We start from the raw sequence: 23,504 nt of genomic DNA, 5'->3' as shown, positions 1-23,504 counted from the left end.
GGTATAATTTCCGGTTTTGCCATTCCCCCGCCGCAGAAAGGTTTTCCGTGCTGGTTGCCAACAACATCACCATGCAGTTCGGGGCCAAGCCCCTGTTTGAGAACGTCTCGATCAAGTTCGGCGACGGCAACCGCTATGGCCTCATCGGCGCCAATGGTGCCGGCAAGTCGACCTTCATGAAGATCCTGGCTGGCGTGCTGGAGCCTTCTGCCGGCAACGTGGCACTCGACTCCGGTGAGCGCATGGCCTTCCTGCGCCAGGACCAGTTCGCCTACGAGGATGTGCGCGTGCTGGACGTGGTCATGCAAGGCCATGCCGAGATGTGGGCGGTGATGCAAGAGAAGGACGCGATTTACGCCAATCCGGAAGCCACCGAAGACGACTACATGCACGCCGCCGAACTGGAGTCCAAGTTCGCCGAGTACGACGGTTACACGGCAGAAGCCCGTGCCGGCGAGCTGTTACTGGGCGTGGGCATCCCGACCGAACAGCACAACGGTCCGATGCGCGAAGTCGCGCCGGGCTGGAAACTGCGCGTGCTGCTGTGCCAGGCGCTATTCTCGAACCCGGACATCCTGCTGCTCGACGAACCGACCAACAACCTGGACATCAACACCATCCGCTGGCTGGAAAACGTGCTGAACAATCGTGACAGCACGATGATCATCATCTCCCACGACCGCCACTTCCTGAACCAGGTGTGCACCCACATGGCCGACCTCGACTACGGCCGCATCCAGGTCTGGCCCGGGACCTGGGACGACTACATCGAAGCCTCCACCCAGGCGCGCGAGCGCCAGGCGGCACAGAACGCCAAGGCCAAGGAACGCGTGCAGGAGCTGCAGGAGTTCGTGCGCCGCTTCTCGGCCAACAAGTCCAAGGCACGCCAGGCGACCAGCCGCGCCAAGCAGATCGAGAAGATCAAGATCGACGAGTTCAAGCCCTCCTCGCGCCAGTACCCGTGGATCCGCTTCGACTACGACGAGAAGGAGAAGCTGCACCGCCAGGCGGTGGAGATCGAGAACCTGTCGTTCTCGTACGACGCGAGCAAGAAGATCATCGACAAGCTGACCGTCACCTTCGACGCTGGCGACCGGGTCGCGATCATCGGCGAGAACGGTGTCGGCAAGACCACGCTGCTCAAGTTGCTGATGGGTGAACTACAGCCCCAGGCCGGCACCATCAAGTGGGCCGAGAAGGCCAAGCTGGGCTACTACGCGCAGGACCACGCCGCGGATTTCGCCAAGGACGAAAACCTTACCGACTGGATTTCGGGTTACGTGCGTGAAGGCGGCTACGAGGGCGACGACGCCGAGACGCTGATCCGCGGCACCCTGGGCCGCCTGCTGTTCAAGGGTGACGAGGTAAAGAAATCGGTCAAGGTCATCTCCGGCGGTGAGCAAGGTCGCATGCTGTTCGGCCGCCTGATGCTCCAGCGCAAGAATGTGCTGGTGATGGACGAGCCGACCAACCACCTGGACATGGAGTCCATCGAATCGCTGAACTCCGGCATGATGGATTTCACCGGCACCCTGTTCTTCGTCTCGCACGATCGCGAGTTCGTCAGCTCGCTGGCCACCCGCATCCTGGAGCTCAAGGGTGACGGCAAGGTCGTCGACTATCGCGGTACCTACGACGAATACCTGTCCAGCCAGGGCCTGGAGTGATCAGCCCGCGGGCACGCCCAGGCGTGTCCGCAGCACCGCCAGCGACTCACCTCCGCGCAGCTCGGTGACGAAGGGCAGAACCTGCGGCAGGCTGCACGAACCGCAGGATGCCCAGGGTCGCAGGTAGTACCCCGTCCCGCCCTCCTCCGGGGGCAGGAATTGCGGTCGCATGGGGCTGCCGTCCTGCGCGAAGAACAGCCAACGTTCCGCCCTCACCTCTGCAGTCAGACACAGGGCCCGCACCGCGGCCTCATCGTTCAGCATATGCAGGACCTGGGTTTCAACCTGCAGGACGTAGAAGCTCATGAGCGCCCCAGGTAGCTCGCGTCGTCGAAGCTGCCCACCCAGCCGGGTCGCCACACCACCATCAAGGTGATCGCCATGCCGGTGAGCCAGGCCTCGGAGAAGGCGAGCAAGATGAAGAAAGGGCTGTAATCCTGCACCAGCACGGCCAGCGGCAAGGGCCCGAAGGCGGCCATCAGCAGCGTCGCGACCAGCCCCACGGCAGCCACGCTCAACACCGCGCCAAGACAGGTCGTCACGAACAGGAACACGAAGTAATTGTGCGGCAGATGACGCTGGGTCCAGCGCAGCCAGGCGGTCGTCACCAGCACGGGCAGCCAGCCGGCAGTGAGCAGGTTGAGTGCGAAGGCAGCCCAGGACTCGCCCCCATTGAGGCTGGCCACGGCCACCGCGAGCAGCATCGCCACGCAGGCCAGCGGCAGGGGAAACATCAGCGCCAGCAGCGTGGCTCCGATCAGATGCAGATTGAAGCCCGGCATCAAGGCCCCTTTCAGTGACCAGGCCAGGCTTACGGCCAGAATCGCGCCGGCCCAGTGGTGCAGGCGATTGCCTTGCATCAGCTCGCGCCAGCCGGCTCGCCACAACAGCCAGGGCAGGCTCAGCCCCAGCACCGCCCAACTGATCCACAAGCAGGCTCCAGAGACGGATTGACCGGCAAAATTCATCGCAAGCTCAGGCCTTCAAGAGTGCGGTCAGGCGGGGCACGACTTCGGCGAGATCGCCGATCAGGACCCAGTCTGCTTGCGCGCAGATGGGCGCCTCCGGGTCCTTGTTGATGGCCACCACCACGCGCGAATCGCGCATGCCAGCCATATGCTGGATCGCGCCAGAAATGCCGATCGCGAGGTACAGGTCGGGGGCCACGATCTGACCGGTCTGTCCTACCTGGCACTCGTTGCCGACAAAGCCCGCATCCACTGCCGCGCGCGAAGCGCCCATCGCAGCCCCCAGCGCTTCTGCCAAGGGTGTCAGCAAGCCTTGAAACTGTTCGGCGCTGTCAAAACCCCGCCCCCCAGCAACCACCACGCGTGCGGTATCCAGTGCAGGTCGGTCGCCCCTCGCCAACTCGCGCCGCTGCAGGCGCACCACGCCCAGGTCCGGTCCGGCCGGCGCATGCTCGATCGGTGCCGGCCTAGCGCCCGGCCCGGCTGCTGGAAAGGCCGCGCTGCGCACGGTCAGCAACTTGACCGGATCATGGCTGCGTACGGTCTCCAGAGCGTTACCTGCATAGATCGGCCGCACAAAGGTATCCGCCGCCTCGATCGCCACCACCTCGGTAATCGGCGCAACATCGAGCAGGGCCGCCACACGTGGCCCCAGATTCTTGCCGTAGGAACTGGCCGCCAATACGACATGGGTATAGGCCCCTGCCAGTTGCGCCACCACGATGGCCAGGTTCTCCGCCGTCTGGTCGGCATAGTGAGGCGCGTCGACCATGCGCACGCAGCGCACTCCCTCGAGCGTAGCCGCTTCACGTGCCGCAGCTTCGCAGGCGTGGCCGATCACCAATGCATCGACCGAACCGCCCAGCGCGGCGGCCGCGCCCAAAGCATGCGCACTCACCCCGGCCAGATGGGAATGCAGGTGCTCGACCACCCACAGCACCTTGCTCATGGCCGTAATCCTCCCGGGCAAGCCAACTCGGCTTTCAACTGTTCGGCCAGTTCCTCGACCTTGCTCAGGTGCAGACCACGACGTTCCCGCAGAGGAGCTTCCACTTTCAGCACCTCCAGGCGTGGCACCAGGTCCACCCTGAACGTGTCGGCCGGGAGTACCTCGATCTGTTTCTTGCGGGCTTTCATGGTGTTGGGCAGGGTGACATAGCGCGGCACGTTCAGACGCAGGTCCGCAGTCACAACCGCCGGCAGGCTCATCGACAGGGTTTCCGTCCCCGCATCGATCTCCCGCGTCACCTCGATACCCGCTTCGCTCACGCTCAGGTGTGAAGCGAAGCAGGCCTGTGGCCAGCCCAGCATGGCGGCCAACATCTGGCCAGTTTGATTGGCGTCGTCGTCAATCGCCTGCTTACCCATCAGCACCAGTTGCGGCGTCTCGCGTAAGACAACGCACTTGAGTAGCTTGGCAACGCCCAGGGGCTGCAGCAGAGCGCTCGTCTCGACCAGAATCGCCCGGTCAGCCCCCATGGCCAAGCCGATGCGCAAGGTTTCCTGGCAGGCCTGGACGCCGCAAGACACCACCACCACTTCGTTTGCAACGCCCGCCTCGCGCAAGCGCAAGGCTTCCTCAAGCGCGATCTCGTCAAAGGGGTTCATCGCCATCTTGAGCCCGGCGAGGTCGACACCGCCGCTATCCGCCAGCACGCGGACCCGCAAGCTGGCATCCGGCACTCGTTTGATCGGGACCACAATCTTCACGTCAGACACTCCTGTGCGGGCACCCACCCGGCGAGGCAAGTATCGCATCCATGGTCAGTACGCTGCGCAACAGCTCACATCTCACGCCACATGTCGGGCACCTGGTGCTGGCGTAAGCAAGGCGAATGTGGCAATACTCCCACGTATGGAACCCAACACACGCCCTGCTCTTGATCGCCAGGCCTGGATACGCCAGGCCACCGACTGCCTGGGCGAATCCGGACTGGAAGGGATTCGCGTCGAAACCCTGGCCAAACGCCTGGGCGTCACCAAGGGCAGTTTCTACTGGCACTTCAAGGACCGCCCGGCCCTTCTGGAAGCCGTTCTCGAAACCTGGCAGACCGGGCGTACCCGCGAAGCCACACGCCTCGCGGAGCAAGCCGGCCACGATGCCCAGGCACAGATCCGCCATGTGATGAACCTGCACAGCCTGGAGCCAAACCAGAAAGGCATTGCTATCGAACTGGCAATCCGCGACTGGGCCCGCCGCGACGCCCGCGCCGCTGCAGCCGTCGAATCGGTGGACCAGGCCCGCCTGGCCGAAGCGACACGCCTGTTCGAGCGCGCTGGATTCTCGGCGACCGAGGCGCGAGCCCGCGCCCTGCTTCTCTACACCCACGCATTTGGCATGAGCCTGATGTTTTTCCGCAGCAATCCGGAAGACATATCCTCACTGCACGCACGCATCAGCGAGCTGATCACCCGGCTGGCCTGAGGCAATAAAAAAGCAGGGCCGCAGCCCTGCTTCCTGATCTTGGCGACGCTCCGTCAGAGCGGCTTGATCGTCGACGCCTGTCGCCCCTTGGGCCCCTGCTTGAGTTCGAATTCGACCTTCTGGCCTTCCTTCAACGTGCGGAAGCCGGAACCCTGAATCTCCGAGAAATGGGCGAACAGATCTTCACCACCCTGGTCGGGCGTAATGAAACCGTAACCCTTGGAGTCGTTGAACCACTTGACGATACCAGTTGCCATACAGCATTCCTTACCTTGCGAAATTCTTGGATTTCGGCCGGATGCCCCGACCGCTCTGGCACGCGGATGAGAATGCATGAAAATGCGACGGTGCAGATACTGAATGGCAGTCCGCTCTCGTGGAGCGGCGTCAAGGAGTAATGCAACACACAACCCAAGCGCCTGCTGTTGGCGACAATATTTCAAACATAAGGTGCGCGCAAGCCATGACCAGTGGGTTTTTACGGGTTTTGGCATCAACGTTTACCCGCATGCAATTCGAATTCCAGCATTAGGCCGATAGCATATTTAAATCTTTGAATGAAACTCTATTACGCCGACCACTTCGTACTGCCCTTGCCTGAAGGACATCGCTTCCCAATGCGCAAATATGCCGACTTGCGCGGCTTGCTGTTGAATTCTGGACAATTCGCGCCGGACGACTTTCAGGAACCCCCGGCAGCCAGCGACAAGCAGATCCGCCGCGCCCACTGTGCCGACTACCTGGCTCGTGCGGCGACAGGCCACCTCGACCACGAGGAGATCCGCCGCATCGGTTTCCCCTGGTCAGAAAAAATGATCGAGCGCTCGCGTCGCTCCTCCGGCGCCACGATCGAAGCTGCCCGCAGCGCATTGCGCGAAGGCTGCGCGGTCAATCTCGCGGGGGGCACGCATCATGCACATTTCGATTTCGGCAGCGGCTTCTGCGTATTCAACGATGCCGCCATTGCCGCGCGTGCGATGCAACAAGAGGAAGGCCTGCAGCGCGTCGCCATTGTCGATTGCGATGTGCACCAGGGCGACGGCACGGCCACCATCTTCGCCAGTGACCCGAGCGTATTCACCTTCAGCATGCATGGCGCCAAGAATTTTCCGTTCCGCAAACAATGCAGCGATCTCGACATCGAATTGCCCGACGGCACGGGTGATGCGGAATATCTTCAAGCACTGCAAGACGCGCTCGACATCGTATTTTCTCAGGCCCGTCCGCAACTGGTGATCTACCTCGCCGGCGCCGACCCGTACGAGGACGACCGCCTGGGGCGGCTCGCCCTCAGCAAGGCCGGCCTGCAGGCACGCGACCGATACGTGCTGACGCGCTGTCATTCAGCAGGCGTGCCGGTGGCCGTGGCAATGGCGGGGGGCTATGCCAACAACATCGACGACACGGTCGCCATCCATGCGACCACCGTGCTCACCGCCCACTCAATCTTCGCGGCATGAGCGCGGACCACCTGCTGCTGGGCGTGGACTTCACCTCGGCGCCACGCCGCGCCAAACCGATCACGGTGGCGCATGGCCGCTTCGTCGGAGTGCGCCTGCAGGTCTTGGCCCTGGAAACCATAGGCGACTGGGCTGCTTTCGACGCCCTGCTGCTGCGCCCCGGCCCATGGCTCATGGCGCTGGACCTGCCACTCGGCCTGCCGGCGCAACTTGTGGAACAACTCGACTGGCCTCGCACCTGGCCGGCGCTGACCGCGCATTGCGCGGCACTCGGCAAGGCAGGCTTCTGCGCAGCGCTGGATGCGGTCCGCGAGTCACGCCCCTATGGCGAGCGCTACCTGCATCGCGCTACAGACCTGCCGGCGCGCTCGCACAGCCCCATGAAACTGGTCAATCCACCGGTCGGCCTGATGTTCCTGGCCGGTGCACCACGCCTTGCCCAGGCCGGCGTGCACATCCCCGGGGGCATGCAGGCCGGTGAGCCCACACGCATCGCGCTGGAGGCCTATCCGGGCCTGCTGGCGCGACGTCTGGGAGCTGCGTCCTACAAGAGCGACGACCCGCGCAAGCAAAGCACGGCACGCTATGACGCCCGGGCGGACATGCTGGACAAGCTGGGCAGCGCAGACAATCCGCTGGGATTCGCGTTGGAGCTGGATCGTTCGCTGCGCGCTCAGGCCCTGGATGACGCCCGTGGCGACGCCCTGGATGCGATCCTGGCCTTGGCGCAGGCTGGCTGGGCGTGGCAGCGCCGCAGTACGAACTATGGCCTGCCACACGATTTCGATCCCGTGGAAGGCTGGATCGTCAGCGCCTGAGCATTCGCTCAGCGATGATCGTCGAGGAGGCCGTGCACAGCGTCCTCGCACATGTCGAGCACCTCGTCGAAGCCATCGTCTCCGCCGTAGTACGGGTCGGGCACATCGGCATCGCGAAAACGCTCGGACCAGGCCGTGAACATGGCCAGCTTGTGACGATGCTCGGCCGGACACTCACGGCGCAACCACACCAGATGGCCACGATCCATGGCCAGGATGAGGTCGAAGCGCTCGAAATCCTGTGGCACCACCGGACGCGCCCGCAGGCGGGACAGGTCATAGCCGCGCCCACGTGCCGCGCGCTGCGCACGCGGGTCCGGCGCTTCGCCGTTGTGATAGGCATGTGTGCCAGCAGAGTCGAACTCGACCTCGCCCTGCACGCCCAGGCGCTCGGCCCAGTGGCGGGCAATGCCATCGGCGGTGGGGGAACGGCAGATGTTGCCAGTACAGACGAACAGGATGCGTTTCATGTGCTCAGTGGTGATCGGCGCCGAAGGCGCGCTGACGTAGCTTGAAGAGTTCATCGCGTGCCGCGGCGGCCTTTTCGAACTCCAGGTTCTTGGCGTGCTCCTGCATCTCTTTTTCGAGTTGTTTGATCGCCTTGGCCAGGGCCTTCTCGTCCATGGCGGCGTAGTCAGCGCGCGGCTCAGCCACGTAGCCGGCCGACTTCTCGTCATCCGCCTGGTACACGCCGTCGATGATGTCCTTGATGCGCTTGTTGACCGATTTAGGCACGATGCCGTTCGCTTCATTGAAGGCGATCTGCCGGTTGCGGCGACGCTCGGTCTCGCCGATGGCGGCGCGCATCGAGTCCGTCATCCTATCCGCATACAGGATGGCGGTGCCGTTGAGGTGGCGCGCCGCGCGGCCGATGGTCTGGATCAGCGAACGCACCGAGCGCAGGAAGCCTTCCTTGTCCGCATCCAGGATCGCCACCAGTGAGACCTCTGGGATATCCAGCCCCTCGCGCAACAGGTTGATACCAATCAGAACGTCAAACTCGCCCAGGCGCAGGTCGCGGATGATCTCCACACGCTCCACAGTGTCGATATCGCTGTGCAGGTAGCGCACGCGCACGCCGTTCTCCGCCAGGTAATCCGTCAGGTCCTCCGCCATGCGCTTGGTCAGCACGGTGATCAGCACGCGCTCTTCGACCGCCACCCGCTTGCGGATCTCCATCAGCACATCGTCGACCTGTGTTGTCGCCGGTCGCACCTCGACAATCGGATCCACGAGGCCGGTTGGGCGCACCACCTGCTCGACCACCTGCCCCTGGTTCTTCTCTTCGTAATCAGCCGGCGTGGCCGACACGAAGATGGTCTGCGGCATCAACTTCTCGAACTCGTCGAACTTGAGCGGCCGGTTGTCGGCGGCCGAAGGCAGGCGGAAGCCGTACTCAACCAGGTTTAGCTTGCGCGCCTGATCACCCTTGAACATGCCGCCCACTTGCGGAATCGCGACGTGAGACTCATCGACAAACAGCAAGGAGTCGGACGGCAGGTAGTCGATCAGCGTCGGTGGCGGATCGCCCGGCATGCGGCCCGAGAGGTGGCGCGAGTAGTTCTCGATGCCCTTGCAGAAGCCCAGCTCGCTGAGCATTTCCAGGTCGAAACGGGTGCGCTGCTCGATGCGCTGCGCCTCGACAAGCTTGCCGCCACGCTGGAAGAACTCAATGCGCTGGCGCAGTTCCTCCTTGATGTTTTCGATCGCCCGCAGCACCGTCTCGCGCGGGGTCACGTAGTGGCTGGAAGGGAACACCGTGAAGCGCCCCAGCTTCTGCTTGAGGTGGCCGGTCAGCGGATCGAACAGCGTGATGTGCTCGATCTCGTCGTCGAACAGCTCGATACGTACCGCCAGTTCGGCATTCTCGGCCGGGAAGATGTCGATGATGTCGCCGCGCACGCGGAACTTGCCGCGCGAGAAATCGATGTCGCCGCGCTCGTACTGCATGCCCACCAGGCGCTGCAGGATGTCGCGGTGGGCCATCTTCTCGCCCTCCCGCAGGTGCAGGATCATGCTGTGATAGTCGACCGGATCGCCGATCCCGTAGATGCAGGACACGGTCGCCACAATCACCACATCGCGGCGCTCCAACAGGCTTTTGGTAGCCGACAGGCGCATCTGCTCGATGTGCTCGTTGATCGAGCTGTCCTTCTCGATGAACAGGTCGCGCGAGGGTACGTAGGCTTCGGGCTGGTAGTAGTCGTAGTACGAGACGAAGTACTCGACCGCGTTCTCCGGGAAGAACTCGCGGAACTCGGCATAGAGCTGTGCCGCCAGTGTCTTGTTCGGCGCCAGTACCAGCGCGGGCCGGCCGCTGCGCGCGATGACGTTGGCCATGGTGTAGGTCTTGCCCGAGCCCGTCACCCCCAGCAGGGTCTGGAACATGAGCCCGTCTGCCAAGCCCTCGGTGAGCTGGGCGATCGCGGTCGGCTGATCGCCAGCCGGCGGAAAGGGCTGATGCAGCCTGAAAGGGCTGCCATCGAAGCTCACAACTGTGGGCCGGCCGGCTTGATCTGGCATGATAAAATGTTGGGCTTTCAGAGGTTTGAGCGCAGGGTCAACTTCTCACGCGCCGAACCGTTGATTATTCCGGATTTCCCGCCTCGATGCGAAACCAGTTCGGGGCCCCCAACAGACCATTGGAGTATTCATGAGTTCTTCGATTTTTGCCGCCGTCGAGATGGCCCCGCGCGACCCCATCCTGGGCCTGAATGAAGCGTTCAACGCCGACCCCCGCAGCACCAAGGTGAACCTGGGCGTGGGCGTGTACTTCACCGACGAAGGCAAGATTCCGCTGCTGGGTGCCGTCAAGGCCGCCGAGAAGGCCCGCCTGGAAGCGGCCCCGGCCCGCGGTTACCAACCCATCGAAGGCGCAGCCGCCTACAACAACGCCGTCGCGGCCCTGCTGTTCGGCAACGATTCGCCGCTGCTCGCCAATGGCCAGACCCTGACCGTTGAAGCCCTGGGCGGCACCGGCGCGCTGAAGGTCGGCGCTGACTATCTGAAGCGCCTGCTGCCCAACGCCACCGTCTACATCTCGGATCCGAGCTGGGAAAACCACCGCGCGCTGTTCGAAGCCGCCGGCTTCCCGGTCAACAACTACGCCTACTACGATGCCAGCACCCGCGGTGTGAACTTCGAAGGCATGCTGGCCGACCTGCGCAAGATGCCGGCGCAGAGTATCGTCGTGCTGCACGCCTGCTGCCACAACCCGACCGGTGCCGACCTGACGGCTGCCCAGTGGGAACAAGTGGTCACGGCCGTCAAGGAACGCAACCTGGTCGCCTTCATGGACATGGCCTACCAAGGCTTCGCCGATGGCATCAAGGAAGACGCCGTGGCGCTGGACCTGTTCGCCGCCTCCGGCCTGCAGTTCCTGGTCTCCAGCTCGTTCTCCAAGTCTTTCTCGCTGTACGGCGAGCGTGTCGGCGCGCTGACCATCGTGGCCGCCAGCAAGGACGAAGCCTCGCGCGTGCTGTCGCAGGTGAAGCGCGTCGTGCGCACCAACTACTCCAACCCGCCGACCCATGGCGGCGCCATCGTGGCTGCCGTGCTGGCCTCGCCGGAACTGCGCAAGCAATGGGAAGAGGAGCTAGCCGGCATGCGCCTGCGCATCCGCGAGATGCGCAAGGGCCTGGTCGAGAAGCTGGCCGCACGCGGCGTGAGTCAGGATTTCAGCTTCGTGCTGAAGCAGCGCGGCATGTTCTCCTACACCGGCCTCAGTGCCGAACAGGTGGAGCGCATGAAGACCGAATTCGGCGTGTATGCCGTGTCGACCGGCCGCGTGTGCATCGCCGCGCTGAACAGCAAGAACATCGACTACGTGGCCGATGCAATTGCCGCCGTGCTGAAGTAAGCCCAGCACAGGGCAAAACAAAAAAGCCGCTCAATTGAGCGGCTTTTTTGTTTGACAGTGCAGCCCCGAAGTCTGCGCTCACTCACCTCGGTGCTTATACCGGCGAATGAAGGCGCTTCATCGACGCGCGCTTTACTTGCTCTCTGCGGCCTGGTTGCTCGTCATCACCTTGACGCCAGCACGGTCACGCAGGCCGCGGATATAGGCCCGCACATCCGCATCCGCCATGGTCTGAGCGTAAGAATTGCGCAGCGCCTCCACGCGCGGATCCTGCGCCGCGATCGTCGGTTGCGTGGCCTTTTCCAGGCGGTACAGCGTGTATCCCTGAGCGCTGTCAGCGCCAAGGTAGGCCGGCAGTTTGTCAGTCTTGGCGCCGAACACCACCTTCTGCGCCTCGGGCATCAAGCCAGGAGCACCACGCTTGAGCGTCTTGGCCGCCGACCAGTTCAGCGTCACCGCCTCTCCTGCGGCCAGCTTGGCCAGCTTGGCCTCGCCATCCGCCTTGGCAAGCTTCTGTGCCTCCTTAGCCAACAGTTCCTTCTCGATCTGAGCCTGCACTTCCTCGAAAGGCTTTTGCGCAGCAGGCTTGTGATCCAGCACGCGCACCGACACCAGATTGCCACCACCAACGTCGATGGCCTCGCTGTTGCGACGATTCTTGAGTGCATCCGAACTCTGGTAGGCCGCACGGACCTTGTCATTGCCCAGCACGCCAGGCAACTTGACCCCGCCGGCAATCCAGTCGGTCGACACGATGGTGACCGGCAGCTTCTCGCCCACCGGTTTGAAGCTGTCGGATTGTTCGTACACGGTGTTGGTGAATTGCTCAGCGGCTTCGGCGAACTTCTTCGCTGCCGCGCTCTTGCGCAACTCCTCGACGATGTCTGACTTGGCCGCCTCGAAAGCCTTGGCCTTTCCACCGCGGATATCGGTCAGGCGAATGATGTGGTAACCGAAATCGGTCTTCACGACATTGCTGATGTCGTTCGCCTTCAGCCCAAAGACTGCATCCTCGAAAGGCTTGACCATTGCGCCACGGCCGAAGAAACCCAGGTCACCACCCTGCTCGGCCGACACCTTGTCGGCCGACTCAGCCTTGGCCAGTTTGGCGAAACTGGCCGGGTCCGCCTTCAGCTTGGCCAGCAGCGCTTCGGCCTTCGCCTTGGCCGCGGCATCATCGCTGCCCGATTCGATCAGGATGTGGCTGGCACGACGCTCCTCCGGCTCCTTGTAGCGGTCAAGGTGCTCGTCGTACCACTTGCGGGCCTCTGCATCGCTGACCTCGACCGTCTTGGTCAGAGCCTCGGTCTTCAGTTCGGCATATTCCAGCTTGAATTGCTCCGGGGTTTCGAAGCGACTCTTGTTCGCCTCGTAGTAGTCCTTCAGTGCAGACGGCTCCAGCTTCACCTTCGCCTCAAAATCCTTGGCCGCCACAGTGACTTCGGCGACCACCCGTTCCTCGTCCTGCAGACGAATCCAGTGCTCCAGCACCGGAGTCGGCGCCACCGCGGACTTCACCACCGGGGTGATGAGAGAGCGCAAGGCCAGATCCTGTTGAACATCCCGCTCGAACTCCAGCTCGCTCTTGCCGTTGGAACGCAGGATGTTCTGGTAGGCCGTCATCGAGAACTTGCCGTTCTCTTGAAACTCCGGGAAGTTGGTCTGGATGTAGTGCTGAGCCTGCTCCTTCGACACATCCAGTCGGGCGTCCACCACACGCTTGAGCAGGGCACGGCGCACGATCAGGGAATCCAGCACGGCGGCGCGGAATTCCGGCGTCTCGGTGGCGGCCTGATCGAAGGACTCACCCATCTGGGTACGCATCGCTTCACGGCGATTGCGTACGTTTTCGGTCAGTTCCGCTTCACTGATCTTGATCGAGCCGATGGTCGCCACGGTATCGTCACCGCCACCACTGCGGATATAGGACTCGACGCCCCACAGGGCGAACGGAATCGTGATGAGCACGAGGAATACCTGGACGATCTTGCGGTTGTTGCGCACTGCATCAAACATGGCGAATCCGTTTTGGATGAATGAATCGATCACAGATACGAAAAAGGCGAACTCTCGTTCGCCTTCTTCTACTTCTTGCTGGCGGAGTGGACGGGACTCGAACCCGCGACCCCCGGCGTGACAGGCCGGTATTCTAACCGACTGAACTACCACTCCGCGTCAATGCACTTGGTGGGCGCTGACGGGCTCGAACCGCCGACATCCTCCTTGTAAGGGAGGCGCTCTACCAACTGAGCTAAGCGCCCGCTTTCCAGCCCGCCACAAGGCGCTCGCGGCCGGAAAGAAAGCGCATCAGTTTACAGCATCTTTGAGCGCTTTGCCAGGACGGAACTTAGGCACCTTGGCCGCCTTGATCTTGATCGTGGCTCCCGTCCGGGGATTGCGGCCAGAGCGGGCTGCGCGCTTGCCAACCGAAAAGGTGCCAAACCCGACCAGGGTCACGTCATTGCCCTTCTTCAGGGATTGCTTGATGGCCGCGATTGCGGCATCCAGCGCCCGGCCGGCTGCCGCCTTGGAAATCTCGGATTGCTTGGCGATCACTTCAATCAGTTCAGACTTGTTCACGTCATACCCCCTCGGTGTATATCCAGCGTGGAACGAACCATACGCGACGACAGGCATGACGCCACGTAGCAACTGAAAGCCTGCGGCGGACCTTATAACAAGCCAAAAATCCTTGTGTCAAGCCGCTTTGCAGCGAATCGCCCCCGTCCGGGATGCCCCCTCCCAACCCGGATGCATACGCCCGGACTGGCGTCGTGAAACAAGGCCGGTGCGTGCACTACTTCTTCTTGTTGGCGCAGTCATCGCACTCTGCGTACAGGTGCATGGCGTGATCCTTTAGGGTGAAACCGCGCTCGCGTGCGATCTCATGCTGACGGGCCTCGATCCCGGCATCGTAGAACTCTTCCACCTTGCCGCATTCCACACACACGATATGGTCGTGATGGCGACCCTCATTGAGTTCGAATACGGCCTTGCCGGTCTCGAAGTGATGGCGTTGCAACAGACCAGCCTGCTCGAACTGCGTCAGCACCCGGTAAATGGTGGCCAGACCGACATCCATGTTCTCCGCCAGGAGCATCCGGTAGACGTCCTCTGCCGTCAGGTGCCGTTCCTCTGCACGCTGAAATAGATCAAGCACCTTGAGGCGCGGCAAGGTGGCCTTGAGCCCCATGTTTTTCAGGCTTTGCGGGGTAGCCATGTCTTCTCCGTTCTGGTCAGCAGGGTGGGGGCACTATGATATAGTTTGCCGCGCTCTCGTGCCATTCGGCCTGCCTGGCCGGGCACCGTTCGCCGGACCTGATCCGGCCACGTTTTCTGACCAGACCACGTTATACCGGTGGCCACATCCTGATGTTGCATATTCATTCCAAGCCCCTTCGCAGCCTCTTCCTCGGCGCGACACTCGCCCTGCTGCTGGGCGCCTGTGGCCCGCTCCTCGAACGGACGTATCGGATTGATGTCCGCCAGGGCAACTACGTCACCCAAGCCATGCTGGCGCAGTTGAGCCCCGGAATGACCGAAGAACAGGTCCGTTTCATCATGGGCTCGCCGATCCTCATCGACCCCTTCCACACCGGACGCTGGGACTATATCTACCGCTTCACTCCGGGGCGCGGAACCCCTGAGGACCGGCGCATCACCCTTCTCTTCGACCAGGGCAAGCTAATGCGGGTCGAAGGCGATGTGACTGCAGCCCCCTCCACCTCGGTCGCAGCCGAGTCGGCAGGCACCCCGCGTGTCGTCGAGATTACCAATCCCGGCACCAAGAAGAAGTAGTCCCGCCTCGGGCATTCGCTGTCCCTGCCTTTTTCCTGGAATACACATGAGCTTGAAAGTCGCCATCGCAGGTAGCTCCGGCCGCATGGGCCGCATGCTGATCGAAGCCGTGCTGCAACAGCCGGAGGCCAAACTGGTTGCGGCACTCGAACGCCCAGAGAGCCACTGGATCGGGCGCGATGCCGGAGATTTCGCCGGAGTGGAAACAGGAGTGGCCATCAGCAGCGACATCGATGCGGCCTTTGCCGTGGCGGACTGCCTGATCGACTTCACCCGCCCCGAAGGCACCCTGCTCCATCTGGCCGCGGCGCGTCGTGCAGGCAAGAGCATGGTGATCGGCACCACAGGCTTCAAGACGGAAGAGAAAGCACGGATCGCCGAGGCAGCACAAGATATTCCTGTCGTGTTCGCAGCGAACTTCGCCGTCGGTGTAAACACCGTTTTCAAGTTACTGGATATCGCAGCACGCATTCTGTCGAGCGGCTACGACGTCGAAGTGTATGAAGCGCACCATCGCTTCAAGGTGGACGCGCCCTCCGGCACGGCGCTGCGCATGGGCGAAGTCGTCGCGACGGCATTGGGGCGCGATCTGGACAGTTGCGCGGTCTACGGTCGCGAAGGCGTGACGGGTGAGCGCAAGCCCGAGACCATCGGCTTCGCCACGGTACGTGCCGGTGACATCGTGGGCGACCACACCGTCACTTTCGCCGCCATGGGCGAGCGCGTGGAGATCACGCACAAGGCCAGCAGCCGTATGCCCTATGCGACAGGCGCTCTGCGTGCCGCTCTGTTCCTGAGGGAAAAGCAGAATGGTCTGTTCGACATGCAGGACGTGCTGGGACTGAGATGATCGCTAAGTAGCCCAACAAAAAAGCCCGGCTGATGCCGGGCTTTTTGTCTGACGGTGGCGTTACTCAACCCATCGTCTTGATGTGCGAGATCACATCCGCCACGGCCTGCTGCGCGCTGCCGTAAAGCATGTTGCAGTTCTCCTGGAAGAACAGCGCGTTCTCGATACCCGAGTAGCCAGCGCCCTTGCCGCGCTTGATGACGATGACGTTCTGCGCCTTGTCGCAATCGAGGATCGGCATGCCGTAGATCGGGCTCGACTTGTCGGTACGTGCGACCGGGTTCACCACGTCGTTGGCACCGATGACCAGGGCCACGTCGGCGAGCGGGAACTCGGCGTTGATCTCTTCCAAATCGAAGATCTTGTCGTAAGGCACGCCTGCTTCGGCCAACAACACGTTCATGTGACCCGGCATACGACCCGCCACCGGATGGATGGCGAAGCTGACCTCGACCCCGGCCTCTTCCAGCAACTCGGCCATCTCCCACACCTTGTGCTGAGCCCCCGCCACCGCCATGCCATAGCCCGGCACGATGATGACCTTCTGCGCGTAGCGCATCATGGCTGCGGCATCCAGACCGGACACCTCCTTCATCGTGCCCTGCGGGCCTTCGCCGGCCTGCGCCTCACCCGTGATCGGGGTGAAGATGATGTTGGAGATCGGGCGGTTCATGGCCTTGGCCATGAGCTGGGTGAGCAGCGTGCCCGAAGCGCCCACGACGATACCGGCAATGATCAGCGACGGGTTCTGTAGCACGTAGCCCTCGAAGCCAACGGCCAGGCCGGTGAATGCATTCAGCAGCGAGATCACCACCGGCATGTCGGCGCCTCCGATCGGAGTCGTCAGCACGACGCCCAGGATCAGGGAGAGCACGAAGAAGGCGATCAGGTACTGCACGTTGTTGCCGCCGTCGATGACGATCAACGCGCCCAGCACAACCGCGACCAGCGCCAGCACGGCATTCACCGCGTTCTGCGCCGGCAGGCGCCAGGCCTTCTTCATGATGCCCTGCAGCTTGGCGAAGGCCACGCAGGAGCCGGAGAAGGCCACCGAACCGATCAGCGAACCCAGTACGGCCAGGATCAGTGCCACCGTGCCATGCTGGGCCACCGTACCGCGCGCAAACTCCACTGCTGCGATCGCTGCCGCGGCGCCACCGCCCATGCCGTTGTAGATGGCGACCATCTGCGGCATGTCGGTCATCTTGACCACCTTGCCCAGGTACCAGGCCGCACCACCACCGATCACGATGGCCGCGATCATCAGGCCAAAGTTATGCAGGCCCGGGATGGCGAAGGTCACCAGCGTGGCGATGACCATGCCCACACCAGCCCACACGATGCCCTTGCGCGCCGACACCGGCGAGGCCATGGCCTTCAGGCCGAGGATGAACAGGACTGCTACGACGAAATACGAAATGTTGACGAGCAACTGGACGTTCACTTGCCGCCCTCCTTCTTCTTGTCGGTCTTGAACATCGCGAGCATGCGCTCGGTCACCACGTAACCCCCGGCGGCGTTGGCCGCGCCCAGCAGCACGGCGAAGAAGCCGATACCTTGCTCCAGCGGCGTCTCGGCATGGCCAAGCGCAACCATCGCGCCGACCAGCACCACGCCGTGTACAAAGTTGGAACCCGACATCAGCGGCGTGTGCAGAATGACCGGCACACGCGAAATGACTTCATAGCCCGTGAATGCCGCGAGCATGAAGATGTACACGTAGATAAAGCCTTCCATCTCTTGTTCTCCGAATGGTGAGCGGGCCTTACAGGCCGAGGACCTGCTTGACGCCAGCGTGCTTCACGAGGCCATCATGAGTCAGGCAGGCGCCGGCCAGCACTTCGTCTTCCCAATCCAGCTTGAGCTGTGCGTCCTTGATCATGCCGCCAATGAAATTGAACAGATTCTTGGCAAACATCTCGGAGGCATGCACGGCCATGCGGCTGGGCAGGTGCGTGGGGCCAACGATCAGTGCCGGGCCTACCTGCACGTTCTGGCCGGCGACGGTACCCGCGACGTTGCCACCGCTCTCCGCCGCCATATCGACGACGACCGCGCCCTGCTTCATGCCGGCCACCATTTCGGCGGTGACGATCTGGGGGGCACGCTTGCCGGGGATGGCCGCGGTGGTGATCAACACGTCCACGTTGGCGATCGCCTTGGCCAATTTCTCGGCCTGCTGACGTTTCTCGTCCTCGGTCAGTTCACGCGCATAGCCGCCGGTGCCGGCCGCAGACACCCCCGTGTCGACGAACTTGGCGCCAAGCGATTCGATCTGCTCCTTGGTTTCGGGCCGCACGTCATACGCCTCGACCATTGCGCCCAAGCGCTTGGCGGTGGCGATGGCCTGCAGACCGGCCACCCCGGCACCGATGACCATCACGCGTGCCGGGCGAATGGTGCCGGCAGCATAGGTCATCATCGGGAAGAACTTGGGGCACAGCGAAGCGGCGATCAACACGCACTGATAGCCCGCGCAGGCGGCCTGCGAGGACAGGATGTCCATGCTCTGCGCGCGCGAGATGCGCGGCAGCAGCTCCATGGCGAAGGAAGTGATCTTGCGTTCGGCCAGCAGCTTGACGCGTTCCACACTGGCATAGGGTTGCAGCATGCCCAGCAGGACGGCCCCTGGCTTGAGCTGCTGCAGCACGGCATCACTGGGCGGGGTCACGCACATCAGGATGTCCAGCACGCCAGCAGCACCTTCCGCGGACCACGCGGTTTCAGCATAGTCAGCCTCGGGATAGAAGCTGCCCAGCGTGGCGCCGTGCTGGATATGGATGTCGGCCCCCAACTGGCGGTACTTCTTCGCCACGTCGGGAACCAAGGGCACACGGCGCTCGGCCGGATCGGCCTCTTTGAGAACACCAATCGTCAAGGACATCTACACTCCCTTTCAACATGCGTGATCGTTGTCGTGCGCGGAAATCGGGCTCCGCGCAGGGTTCGTCGTCTCCACCTACCGCCTTGGCCGGTGCATCATAGCGAAAACCATTCCATTGATGCCGTCATGCCAAAAAAGACCGAGCGCCGTAATCGGCGCCACCAGGGGCAATACGCCAAGAAAGCCGGGCAGCCGCCAGGCAGCATCCTGCACCTAGGCGACGTCAAGGTTGCCAAACCGGACATCACTCTATTCGACTACGATGCGGCCCGGCTGACAGAGATCACATTCTCGACAGTCGATGATTCGCGGACTTATGTGCGCCAGCACGAGAAGCTCTGGCTCAACGTGCACGGCGTACACGAGCCGCACATCATGGAGGAGATTGGCGCCCGCTTCAAACTGCACCCGCTGGTGCTGGAGGACATTGCCAACACCCACCAGCGCCCCAAGCTGGAGGACTACGGGGACTACATCTACGTGGTGCTGCGCGCCTTCAGCTATGACCGCGAGCACGCGGAAGTCACCTCGGACCAGATCAGCCTGGTCCTAGGCCGGCACTTCGTGGTGAGTTTCCAGGAGCGCGGCACGGGCCTGTTCGCTCCGGTGCGCGAGCGACTCCGCAAGGAAGGCAACCACCTGCGGCGGGCGGGCGCGGATGCGCTGCTGCACGCGCTGCTCGACAACGTGGTGGATCGCTACTTCGTGGTCGTGGAGGAACTGGCGGACGACATCGACACGCTGGAAGATGAAGTCATCCGCGGGCGCGGCAAGCGTGTGGTCGAGCGCATCAATCACTTCAAGCATGAATGCCAGGTATTGCGGCGAGCCATCTGGCCCATGCGCGAGGCCCTCTACAGCCTCCTGCGCCAGCCTGGCGGACTGATCTGCGACGGCATGGAGCTGTACTTCCGCGATGTGCACGATCACTGCACACACATCCTCGACCAGATCGACGCCCTGCGCGACCAGATCGGCGGGCTGCTGGACATCCACCTCACCACCGCCAGCAATCGCCTCAACGCCGAGTTGCGCGTGCTAACCGTGGTCACCACCCTGTTCTCGCCTGCCATGCTGGTCACGAGCTTCTTCGGCATGAACTTCCAGCACATGCCCCTGCTCGAACAGAATGACGGATGGGTAATTTCGCTGCTGATGATTGCCGCGGGCGGCTTCGTGCTGCTGCTGGCGCTTTACTGGCGCCGCTGGTGGGTACGCGATGGCCTATAGGGGCCTCAGACAACGGCGGGCACCACCTTGATGATGGCCAGCGAGATGTTGTCGCCACCGCCCTGGGCGCGCTCACGCGCCGCATTGATCAGCACACGGGCAGCAGAACGCGCATCCAGTTCAGCCAGGGTATGACCGATCTCGCGATCTTCGAAATAGCCCCACAAGCCATCGGAACAGAGCAGGAAGACATCTCCGGCCTGCAGAGCATGGGTGCGACCGAAGTCGATGCGAGGATCGCGCTCGGCCCCCAGGCAGGACAAGAGCAGGTTGCGCTGCGGGTGCACCGCGGCCTGTTCCTCGGTGATGCGGCCAGAGCGGACCAGCTCACCGACCAGCGAATGGTCGGGTGTCTTGCTGACCAGTTCGCCGCTGCGGAAATGGAACAGGCGCGAATCCCCGCAATGCGCCCAGTCCGCATGGCCCGGTCGCAGCACGAACATGACCGCCGTGCTGTGAGGATCCTGCTCGCTGGTGAAGCGGGTCAGCTTGATCACGACATGCGCCTCCTCGATGGTGGAGCGCAGGAAATCGGTGGGTTCCTCTCCGACTGGGGAATAGGCAGAGAAATTCTGCTTGGCCTTCAACACCACCTGTTCGGCCGCGATGGCCCCGCCCGAGTGCCCACCCATGCCATCAGCCAGCACGGCCAGCATGCAGCCCGGCTGCTTGGGGTGGGCCATGATGGCAACCCGGTCTTGCTGCTCGGTGCGGTCGCCAATGTGCATGGCGGCGCAAGTGTCGATAGAAATACCCATGAGTGTCGATCGGAGCCTGATGTGTGCGTGAATTGTATTTTATGTTTTTGTTGATTTTATCGAATCGTAAAGGCTAAACCGTAAAAGGTGGTGCGCTGTCGATGAACGCATGTACGGCAGGCCGACCGGCAAACTTGACGCGCCCGCCTTACAGCGCAGCAAGCATCAGGCGGAACGATGCCAGCGTCGCCACGGCCCACACTAGGCTGCGCAGTGACGCCAGATTAGCCAGATAGCAGCCAATGTAGGCCAGGCGGGCGAGCACCCAGACGACACACCAGAAGGCCAACAAATCGTCCGCCACTGCAGCATGGCGCGCAAGCAGCACGCCAGCGAGGAACACCGGCAAGGCTTCCCATGAATTCTGCTGGGCCCAGTTTGCCCGCGCCGGCCATCCTTCCAGGCGGGCCAGCCAGGCGCGCGGCGCGGCGTTGTCGAAACGGCTCGACGAGTTGTGCACACCTCCGATCTTCGCGAGAAGCGTGCAGACATAAGGCAGAAAACAAGCCAGCGCGACGCAAGCAACGACGGTGTTCATGCGGGGTCCTGACAGCATTGAGAGAGCCTCAGCTTAGCCCGGCTCAGGACAGTTGTGCCGCGGGCAGACTCGCGCAATCACTGTCGGCGTGCCAAAGCACACGCAGTACCTGCTGCGCCTGGCGCAGATCGCCCGAGGTCCAGAAACGTGTCGGCAGCGCGCAGGCGTGTGAGAGCAGCGCAGCCGCCTCCAGGCGGCGCAGCAATTGACGCGCCACGGCCGCGCCAGTATCGATCACCGCGATCTGCGAACCCACGATGGCCTCACACATGGCGCGCAAGAAGACGTAGTGCGTGCAGCCGAGCACGATGGTGTCAGCCCCGGCTGCCAGCAAGGGTTCGAGATGCGAACGCAGCAAGGCCTCGGTCGCAACATCATTCAGGGCGCCACGCTCGACGCATTCGACCAGGCCTTGACCGGGACGGGTGACCACGCGGGTCTCACGCCCGAAGCTGTCCAGTAGCGCAGCGAATTGCGCACTGGCGAGGGTGCCGGTGGTGGCCAGCACGCCGACAACACCGGAGCGCGTCGCCTTCGCGGCGGGTTTGACCGCCGGCTCCATGCCGATGATCGGCATGTCCGGCCAGGTTTCGCGCAGCGTCCTGGCGGCGGCGGCGGTAGCCGTATTGCAGGCGATCACCAGCGCCTTGGCGCCCTGCCCGATCAGGAATTCCGCCAGTGCCAGGGAGCGCGCCCGGATGAAATCCTGTGATTTCTCACCATAGGGCGCGTAGCCGGAGTCGGCGCAGTACAGCAGGCTTTCCGCCGGCAGCAGGGCGCGGATCTCGCGCAGCACCGACAGGCCGCCCACGCCGGAATCGAAGACGCCGATCGGGCGTGGATCTGCCATGGCAGCGATCAGATCTTGCGCGCGAGTTCCGCGGCAGCGCCGATGTAGCTGGCGGGCGTCATGGCCAGCAGGCGAGCCTTGTCCTCGGCCGGCAGATCGAGACCGGAGACGAATTCCTGCATGGTCTCGCGGGTGATCGCCGCACCGCGGGTGAGCTTCTTGAGCTGGTCGTAGGGGTTGTCGAAACCGAAGCGACGCATCACCGTCTGGATCGGCTCGGCCAGCACCTCCCAGGCCGCGTCGAGATCGGCCGCCAGCGCGGCCGGGTTCGCCTCCAGCTTGGACAGGCCGCGCAGGCAGGATTCCAGACCCAGCACGCTGTGACCGATCGCCACGCCCATGTTGCGCAGCACCGTCGAATCCGTCAGGTCGCGCTGCATGCGCGAGATCGGCAGCTTCTCGGAGAAGTGGCGCAGCACCGCGTTGGCGACGCCGAAGTTGCCCTCGGCGTTCTCGAAGTCGATCGGGTTGACCTTGTGCGGCATGGTGGAGCTGCCGACTTCGCCTTCCTTCAGCTTCTGTTTGAAGTAGCCCAGCGAGATGTACATCCAGATGTCGCGGCAGGCGTCGATCAGCATCGTGTTGGCCCGCGCGATGGCATCGAACAGTTCGGCCATGCTGTCGTGCGGCTCGATCTGGATCGTGTAGGGGTTGAACGTCAGGCCCAGCGACTCGATGAACTGCTGGTTGAAAGTCGGCCAGTCGAAAGCCGGATAGGCCGACAGGTGCGCGTTGTAGTTGCCGACCGCACCGTTGAACTTGGCCGTCATCTCGACACCCACGATGGCCTTGCGGGCGCGTTGCAGGCGATAGGCGATGTTGGCCATTTCCTTGCCGACGGTGGTGGGGCTGGCGGTCTGGCCGTGGGTGCGCGACAGCATGGGCAGGTCGGCCAGTTGATGCGCCAGTTCGCGGAAGCGTGCCAGCACCTTGTCGAAGGCGGGCAGGAAGGCTTGCTCGCGCGCCTCATGCAGCATCAGCGCATGCGAGGTGTTGTTGATGTCTTCCGAGGTGCAGGCGAAGTGGATGAACTCGGCCGCCTTGCTAACCTCCGCGTTGGCCGCGAAGCGCTCGCGCAGCCAGTACTCCATGGCCTTCACGTCGTGGTTGGTGCGCGCTTCGATGGTCTTGATGGCCGCGCCATCCGCCTCCGAAAAGCCCGCCACCACCGCATCCAGCTCGGCCAGCGTGGCGGCGGAAAAGGGCGCGACTTCCTTCAGTTCGGGCGCGGCGGCGAGGGCCTTGAGCCATTCGACCTCCACCCGCACGCGATTGCGGATCAGGCCGTACTCGGAAAAATGCGGGCGCAGGCCATCGAGTTTGCTGGCATAGCGGCCATCGAGGGGCGACAAGGCGGTCAGGGCGGAAAGCGACATGGAAATAGATCCGTAACGACGGG

25 protein-coding genes and 2 tRNA genes are annotated in these 23,504 nt (G+C 63.0%); 8 read left to right on the top strand and 19 right to left on the bottom strand.

The genetic code is table 11. From position 1 onward, the window contains the following. The first annotated feature begins 47 nt into the window (after positions 1 to 47). The gene (locus NMB43_RS08945) at positions 48 to 1,667 is read left to right on the top strand and encodes an ABC-F family ATPase (protein WP_494351807.1); all 1,620 of its coding nucleotides are present in this window, start codon (positions 48 to 50) and stop codon (positions 1,665 to 1,667) included. Here the strand turns inward: NMB43_RS08945 and NMB43_RS08940 are convergent, their stop codons facing one another. From NMB43_RS08940 to NMB43_RS08925, 4 genes are read right to left on the bottom strand one after another with little or no spacing between them, the layout of a single operon-like run. Next, on the bottom strand, positions 1,668 to 1,973 hold the full coding sequence (locus NMB43_RS08940; RefSeq protein ID WP_494351806.1) for a hypothetical protein: 306 nt from the start codon (positions 1,971 to 1,973) through the stop codon (positions 1,668 to 1,670). Then, a complete protein-coding gene (locus NMB43_RS08935) occupies positions 1,970 to 2,635 on the bottom strand; it encodes an energy-coupling factor ABC transporter permease (protein ID WP_494351805.1) in 666 nt (221 codons plus the stop codon). The genes NMB43_RS08940 and NMB43_RS08935 overlap by 4 nt, the downstream gene beginning before the upstream one ends. Before the next feature lie 7 nt (positions 2,636 to 2,642). Next, on the bottom strand, positions 2,643 to 3,584 hold the full coding sequence (locus NMB43_RS08930) for an electron transfer flavoprotein subunit alpha/FixB family protein (RefSeq protein WP_494351804.1): 942 nt from the start codon (positions 3,582 to 3,584) through the stop codon (positions 2,643 to 2,645). Continuing rightward, entirely contained in the window at positions 3,581 to 4,345 is a 765-nt protein-coding gene (locus NMB43_RS08925) for an electron transfer flavoprotein subunit beta/FixA family protein (protein ID WP_494351803.1), read from the bottom strand. Before NMB43_RS08925 ends, NMB43_RS08930 begins: the two co-directional genes overlap by 4 nt. A 145-nt stretch (positions 4,346 to 4,490) precedes the next feature. Between NMB43_RS08925 and NMB43_RS08920 the strand changes: the two genes are divergently transcribed. Then, positions 4,491 to 5,060, top strand: coding sequence for a TetR/AcrR family transcriptional regulator (locus tag NMB43_RS08920; protein ID WP_494351802.1), 570 nt, complete (start codon positions 4,491 to 4,493; stop codon positions 5,058 to 5,060). Between the two features lie 53 nt (positions 5,061 to 5,113). On the opposite strand, the gene NMB43_RS08915 is transcribed toward NMB43_RS08920, so the two are convergent. Further along, on the bottom strand, positions 5,114 to 5,317 hold the full coding sequence (locus tag NMB43_RS08915) for a cold-shock protein (protein ID WP_494351801.1): 204 nt from the start codon (positions 5,315 to 5,317) through the stop codon (positions 5,114 to 5,116). A 300-nt stretch (positions 5,318 to 5,617) separates the two neighbouring features. On the opposite strand from NMB43_RS08915, the gene NMB43_RS08910 reads away from it, so the two are divergent. Further along, complete coding sequence (locus NMB43_RS08910; RefSeq protein WP_494351800.1) at positions 5,618 to 6,520, top strand: histone deacetylase family protein; 903 nt, start codon at positions 5,618 to 5,620, stop codon at positions 6,518 to 6,520. After that, complete coding sequence (locus NMB43_RS08905) at positions 6,517 to 7,338, top strand: DUF429 domain-containing protein (protein ID WP_494351799.1); 822 nt, start codon at positions 6,517 to 6,519, stop codon at positions 7,336 to 7,338. The genes NMB43_RS08910 and NMB43_RS08905 overlap by 4 nt, the downstream gene beginning before the upstream one ends. Before the next feature lie 8 nt (positions 7,339 to 7,346). On the opposite strand, the gene NMB43_RS08900 is transcribed toward NMB43_RS08905, so the two are convergent. Together NMB43_RS08900 and uvrB are read right to left on the bottom strand one after the other, a co-directional pair. Continuing rightward, a complete protein-coding gene (locus tag NMB43_RS08900) occupies positions 7,347 to 7,808 on the bottom strand; it encodes a low molecular weight protein-tyrosine-phosphatase (RefSeq protein WP_494351798.1) in 462 nt (153 codons plus the stop codon). A 4-nt stretch (positions 7,809 to 7,812) separates the two neighbouring features. Next, on the bottom strand, positions 7,813 to 9,861 hold the full coding sequence (gene uvrB, locus NMB43_RS08895; protein WP_494351797.1) for an excinuclease ABC subunit UvrB: 2,049 nt from the start codon (positions 9,859 to 9,861) through the stop codon (positions 7,813 to 7,815). Between the two features lie 130 nt (positions 9,862 to 9,991). On the opposite strand from uvrB, the gene NMB43_RS08890 reads away from it, so the two are divergent. Then, positions 9,992 to 11,197 (top strand): amino acid aminotransferase, encoded by a 1,206-nt coding sequence (locus NMB43_RS08890; protein ID WP_494351796.1) that lies wholly within the window; start codon positions 9,992 to 9,994, stop codon positions 11,195 to 11,197. A 132-nt stretch (positions 11,198 to 11,329) separates the two neighbouring features. On the opposite strand, the gene NMB43_RS08885 is transcribed toward NMB43_RS08890, so the two are convergent. The 5 genes from NMB43_RS08885 to fur all read right to left on the bottom strand — a co-directional run bounded on the left by NMB43_RS08885 (position 11,330) and on the right by fur (position 14,417). After that, entirely contained in the window at positions 11,330 to 13,213 is a 1,884-nt protein-coding gene (locus NMB43_RS08885) for a SurA N-terminal domain-containing protein (protein ID WP_494351795.1), read from the bottom strand. 79 nt (positions 13,214 to 13,292) lie between these two features. Then, positions 13,293 to 13,369, bottom strand: a tRNA-Asp gene (locus tag NMB43_RS08880). A 13-nt stretch (positions 13,370 to 13,382) separates the two neighbouring features. Continuing rightward, positions 13,383 to 13,458 (bottom strand) — tRNA-Val (locus NMB43_RS08875). A 46-nt stretch (positions 13,459 to 13,504) separates the two neighbouring features. After that, positions 13,505 to 13,777: an HU family DNA-binding protein gene (locus NMB43_RS08870; protein ID WP_494351794.1), complete on the bottom strand. Its 273-nt coding sequence runs from the start codon at positions 13,775 to 13,777 to the stop codon at positions 13,505 to 13,507. A 217-nt stretch (positions 13,778 to 13,994) separates the two neighbouring features. Beyond that, a complete protein-coding gene (fur, locus tag NMB43_RS08865; protein ID WP_494351793.1) occupies positions 13,995 to 14,417 on the bottom strand; it encodes a ferric iron uptake transcriptional regulator in 423 nt (140 codons plus the stop codon). A gap of 152 nt (positions 14,418 to 14,569) precedes the next feature. Between fur and NMB43_RS08860 the strand changes: the two genes are divergently transcribed. Together NMB43_RS08860 and dapB are read left to right on the top strand one after the other, a co-directional pair. After that, positions 14,570 to 14,995, top strand: a complete 426-nt coding sequence (locus tag NMB43_RS08860) for an outer membrane protein assembly factor BamE (protein ID WP_494351792.1) — start codon at positions 14,570 to 14,572, stop codon at positions 14,993 to 14,995. Positions 14,996 to 15,041: 46 nt separating this feature from the next. After that, positions 15,042 to 15,845, top strand: coding sequence for a 4-hydroxy-tetrahydrodipicolinate reductase (dapB, locus tag NMB43_RS08855; protein WP_494351791.1), 804 nt, complete (start codon positions 15,042 to 15,044; stop codon positions 15,843 to 15,845). Positions 15,846 to 15,909: 64 nt separating this feature from the next. Here dapB and NMB43_RS08850 read toward each other — a convergent pair whose 3' ends face one another. Genes NMB43_RS08850 through NMB43_RS08840 form a run of 3 tightly spaced genes read right to left on the bottom strand, consistent with a single transcriptional unit; the run spans position 15,910 to position 18,729 of the window. Beyond that, positions 15,910 to 17,289, bottom strand: coding sequence for an NAD(P)(+) transhydrogenase (Re/Si-specific) subunit beta (locus NMB43_RS08850; protein WP_494351790.1), 1,380 nt, complete (start codon positions 17,287 to 17,289; stop codon positions 15,910 to 15,912). Further along, positions 17,286 to 17,582: an NAD(P) transhydrogenase subunit alpha part 2 gene (locus NMB43_RS08845; protein WP_494351789.1), complete on the bottom strand. Its 297-nt coding sequence runs from the start codon at positions 17,580 to 17,582 to the stop codon at positions 17,286 to 17,288. The genes NMB43_RS08850 and NMB43_RS08845 overlap by 4 nt, the downstream gene beginning before the upstream one ends. Positions 17,583 to 17,610: 28 nt before the next feature. After that, positions 17,611 to 18,729 carry an NAD(P) transhydrogenase subunit alpha gene (locus NMB43_RS08840; protein ID WP_494351788.1) on the bottom strand — a complete coding sequence of 373 codons (1,119 nt, stop codon included), beginning with the start codon at positions 18,727 to 18,729 and terminating at the stop codon, positions 17,611 to 17,613. 126 nt (positions 18,730 to 18,855) lie between these two features. Here NMB43_RS08840 and corA point away from each other — a divergent pair, with 126 nt between their 5' ends. After that, complete coding sequence (gene corA / locus NMB43_RS08835; protein WP_494351787.1) at positions 18,856 to 19,959, top strand: magnesium/cobalt transporter CorA; 1,104 nt, start codon at positions 18,856 to 18,858, stop codon at positions 19,957 to 19,959. A gap of 5 nt (positions 19,960 to 19,964) precedes the next feature. Here the strand turns inward: corA and NMB43_RS08830 are convergent, their stop codons facing one another. The 4 genes from NMB43_RS08830 to purB form a co-directional block, all read right to left on the bottom strand. Further along, the gene (locus NMB43_RS08830; protein WP_494351786.1) at positions 19,965 to 20,717 is read right to left on the bottom strand and encodes a PP2C family protein-serine/threonine phosphatase; all 753 of its coding nucleotides are present in this window, start codon (positions 20,715 to 20,717) and stop codon (positions 19,965 to 19,967) included. 148 nt (positions 20,718 to 20,865) lie between these two features. Next, on the bottom strand, positions 20,866 to 21,255 hold the full coding sequence (locus NMB43_RS08825; RefSeq protein WP_494351785.1) for an MAPEG family protein: 390 nt from the start codon (positions 21,253 to 21,255) through the stop codon (positions 20,866 to 20,868). A 43-nt stretch (positions 21,256 to 21,298) separates the two neighbouring features. After that, positions 21,299 to 22,105, bottom strand: coding sequence for a glutamate racemase (gene murI / locus NMB43_RS08820; RefSeq protein WP_494351784.1), 807 nt, complete (start codon positions 22,103 to 22,105; stop codon positions 21,299 to 21,301). Between the two features lie 8 nt (positions 22,106 to 22,113). Beyond that, on the bottom strand, positions 22,114 to 23,481 hold the full coding sequence (gene purB, locus NMB43_RS08815) for an adenylosuccinate lyase (protein ID WP_494351783.1): 1,368 nt from the start codon (positions 23,479 to 23,481) through the stop codon (positions 22,114 to 22,116). Positions 23,482 to 23,504 lie beyond the last annotated feature (23 nt).

The sequence above is a fragment of the Uliginosibacterium sangjuense genome (genome assembly GCF_059132465.1).
This window is presented reverse-complemented; position numbering and strand designations above follow the sequence as displayed.

What these genes read in the sequence shown, in the direction of transcription:
- NMB43_RS08940 (WP_494351806.1), bottom strand. Translation starts at nt 1,973, where the DNA reads ATGAGCTTCTACGTCCTGCAGGTTGAAACCCAGGTCCTGCATATGCTG.
- NMB43_RS08935 (WP_494351805.1), bottom strand. Translation starts at nt 2,635, where the DNA reads ATGAATTTTGCCGGTCAATCCGTCTCTGGAGCCTGCTTGTGGATCAGT.
- NMB43_RS08930 (WP_494351804.1), bottom strand. Translation starts at nt 3,584, where the DNA reads ATGAGCAAGGTGCTGTGGGTGGTCGAGCACCTGCATTCCCATCTGGCC.
- NMB43_RS08920 (WP_494351802.1), top strand. Translation starts at nt 4,491, where the DNA reads ATGGAACCCAACACACGCCCTGCTCTTGATCGCCAGGCCTGGATACGC.
- NMB43_RS08915 (WP_494351801.1), bottom strand. Translation starts at nt 5,317, where the DNA reads ATGGCAACTGGTATCGTCAAGTGGTTCAACGACTCCAAGGGTTACGGT.
- NMB43_RS08910 (WP_494351800.1), top strand. Translation starts at nt 5,618, where the DNA reads ATGAAACTCTATTACGCCGACCACTTCGTACTGCCCTTGCCTGAAGGA.
- NMB43_RS08905 (WP_494351799.1), top strand. Translation starts at nt 6,517, where the DNA reads ATGAGCGCGGACCACCTGCTGCTGGGCGTGGACTTCACCTCGGCGCCA.
- NMB43_RS08900 (WP_494351798.1), bottom strand. Translation starts at nt 7,808, where the DNA reads ATGAAACGCATCCTGTTCGTCTGTACTGGCAACATCTGCCGTTCCCCC.
- uvrB (WP_494351797.1), bottom strand. Translation starts at nt 9,861, where the DNA reads ATGCCAGATCAAGCCGGCCGGCCCACAGTTGTGAGCTTCGATGGCAGC.
- NMB43_RS08890 (WP_494351796.1), top strand. Translation starts at nt 9,992, where the DNA reads ATGAGTTCTTCGATTTTTGCCGCCGTCGAGATGGCCCCGCGCGACCCC.
- NMB43_RS08885 (WP_494351795.1), bottom strand. Translation starts at nt 13,213, where the DNA reads ATGTTTGATGCAGTGCGCAACAACCGCAAGATCGTCCAGGTATTCCTC.
- fur (WP_494351793.1), bottom strand. Translation starts at nt 14,417, where the DNA reads ATGGCTACCCCGCAAAGCCTGAAAAACATGGGGCTCAAGGCCACCTTG.
- NMB43_RS08860 (WP_494351792.1), top strand. Translation starts at nt 14,570, where the DNA reads ATGTTGCATATTCATTCCAAGCCCCTTCGCAGCCTCTTCCTCGGCGCG.
- dapB (WP_494351791.1), top strand. Translation starts at nt 15,042, where the DNA reads ATGAGCTTGAAAGTCGCCATCGCAGGTAGCTCCGGCCGCATGGGCCGC.
- NMB43_RS08845 (WP_494351789.1), bottom strand. Translation starts at nt 17,582, where the DNA reads ATGGAAGGCTTTATCTACGTGTACATCTTCATGCTCGCGGCATTCACG.
- NMB43_RS08840 (WP_494351788.1), bottom strand. Translation starts at nt 18,729, where the DNA reads ATGTCCTTGACGATTGGTGTTCTCAAAGAGGCCGATCCGGCCGAGCGC.
- corA (WP_494351787.1), top strand. Translation starts at nt 18,856, where the DNA reads ATGCCAAAAAAGACCGAGCGCCGTAATCGGCGCCACCAGGGGCAATAC.
- NMB43_RS08830 (WP_494351786.1), bottom strand. Translation starts at nt 20,717, where the DNA reads ATGGGTATTTCTATCGACACTTGCGCCGCCATGCACATTGGCGACCGC.
- NMB43_RS08825 (WP_494351785.1), bottom strand. Translation starts at nt 21,255, where the DNA reads ATGAACACCGTCGTTGCTTGCGTCGCGCTGGCTTGTTTTCTGCCTTAT.
- murI (WP_494351784.1), bottom strand. Translation starts at nt 22,105, where the DNA reads ATGGCAGATCCACGCCCGATCGGCGTCTTCGATTCCGGCGTGGGCGGC.
- purB (WP_494351783.1), bottom strand. Translation starts at nt 23,481, where the DNA reads ATGTCGCTTTCCGCCCTGACCGCCTTGTCGCCCCTCGATGGCCGCTAT.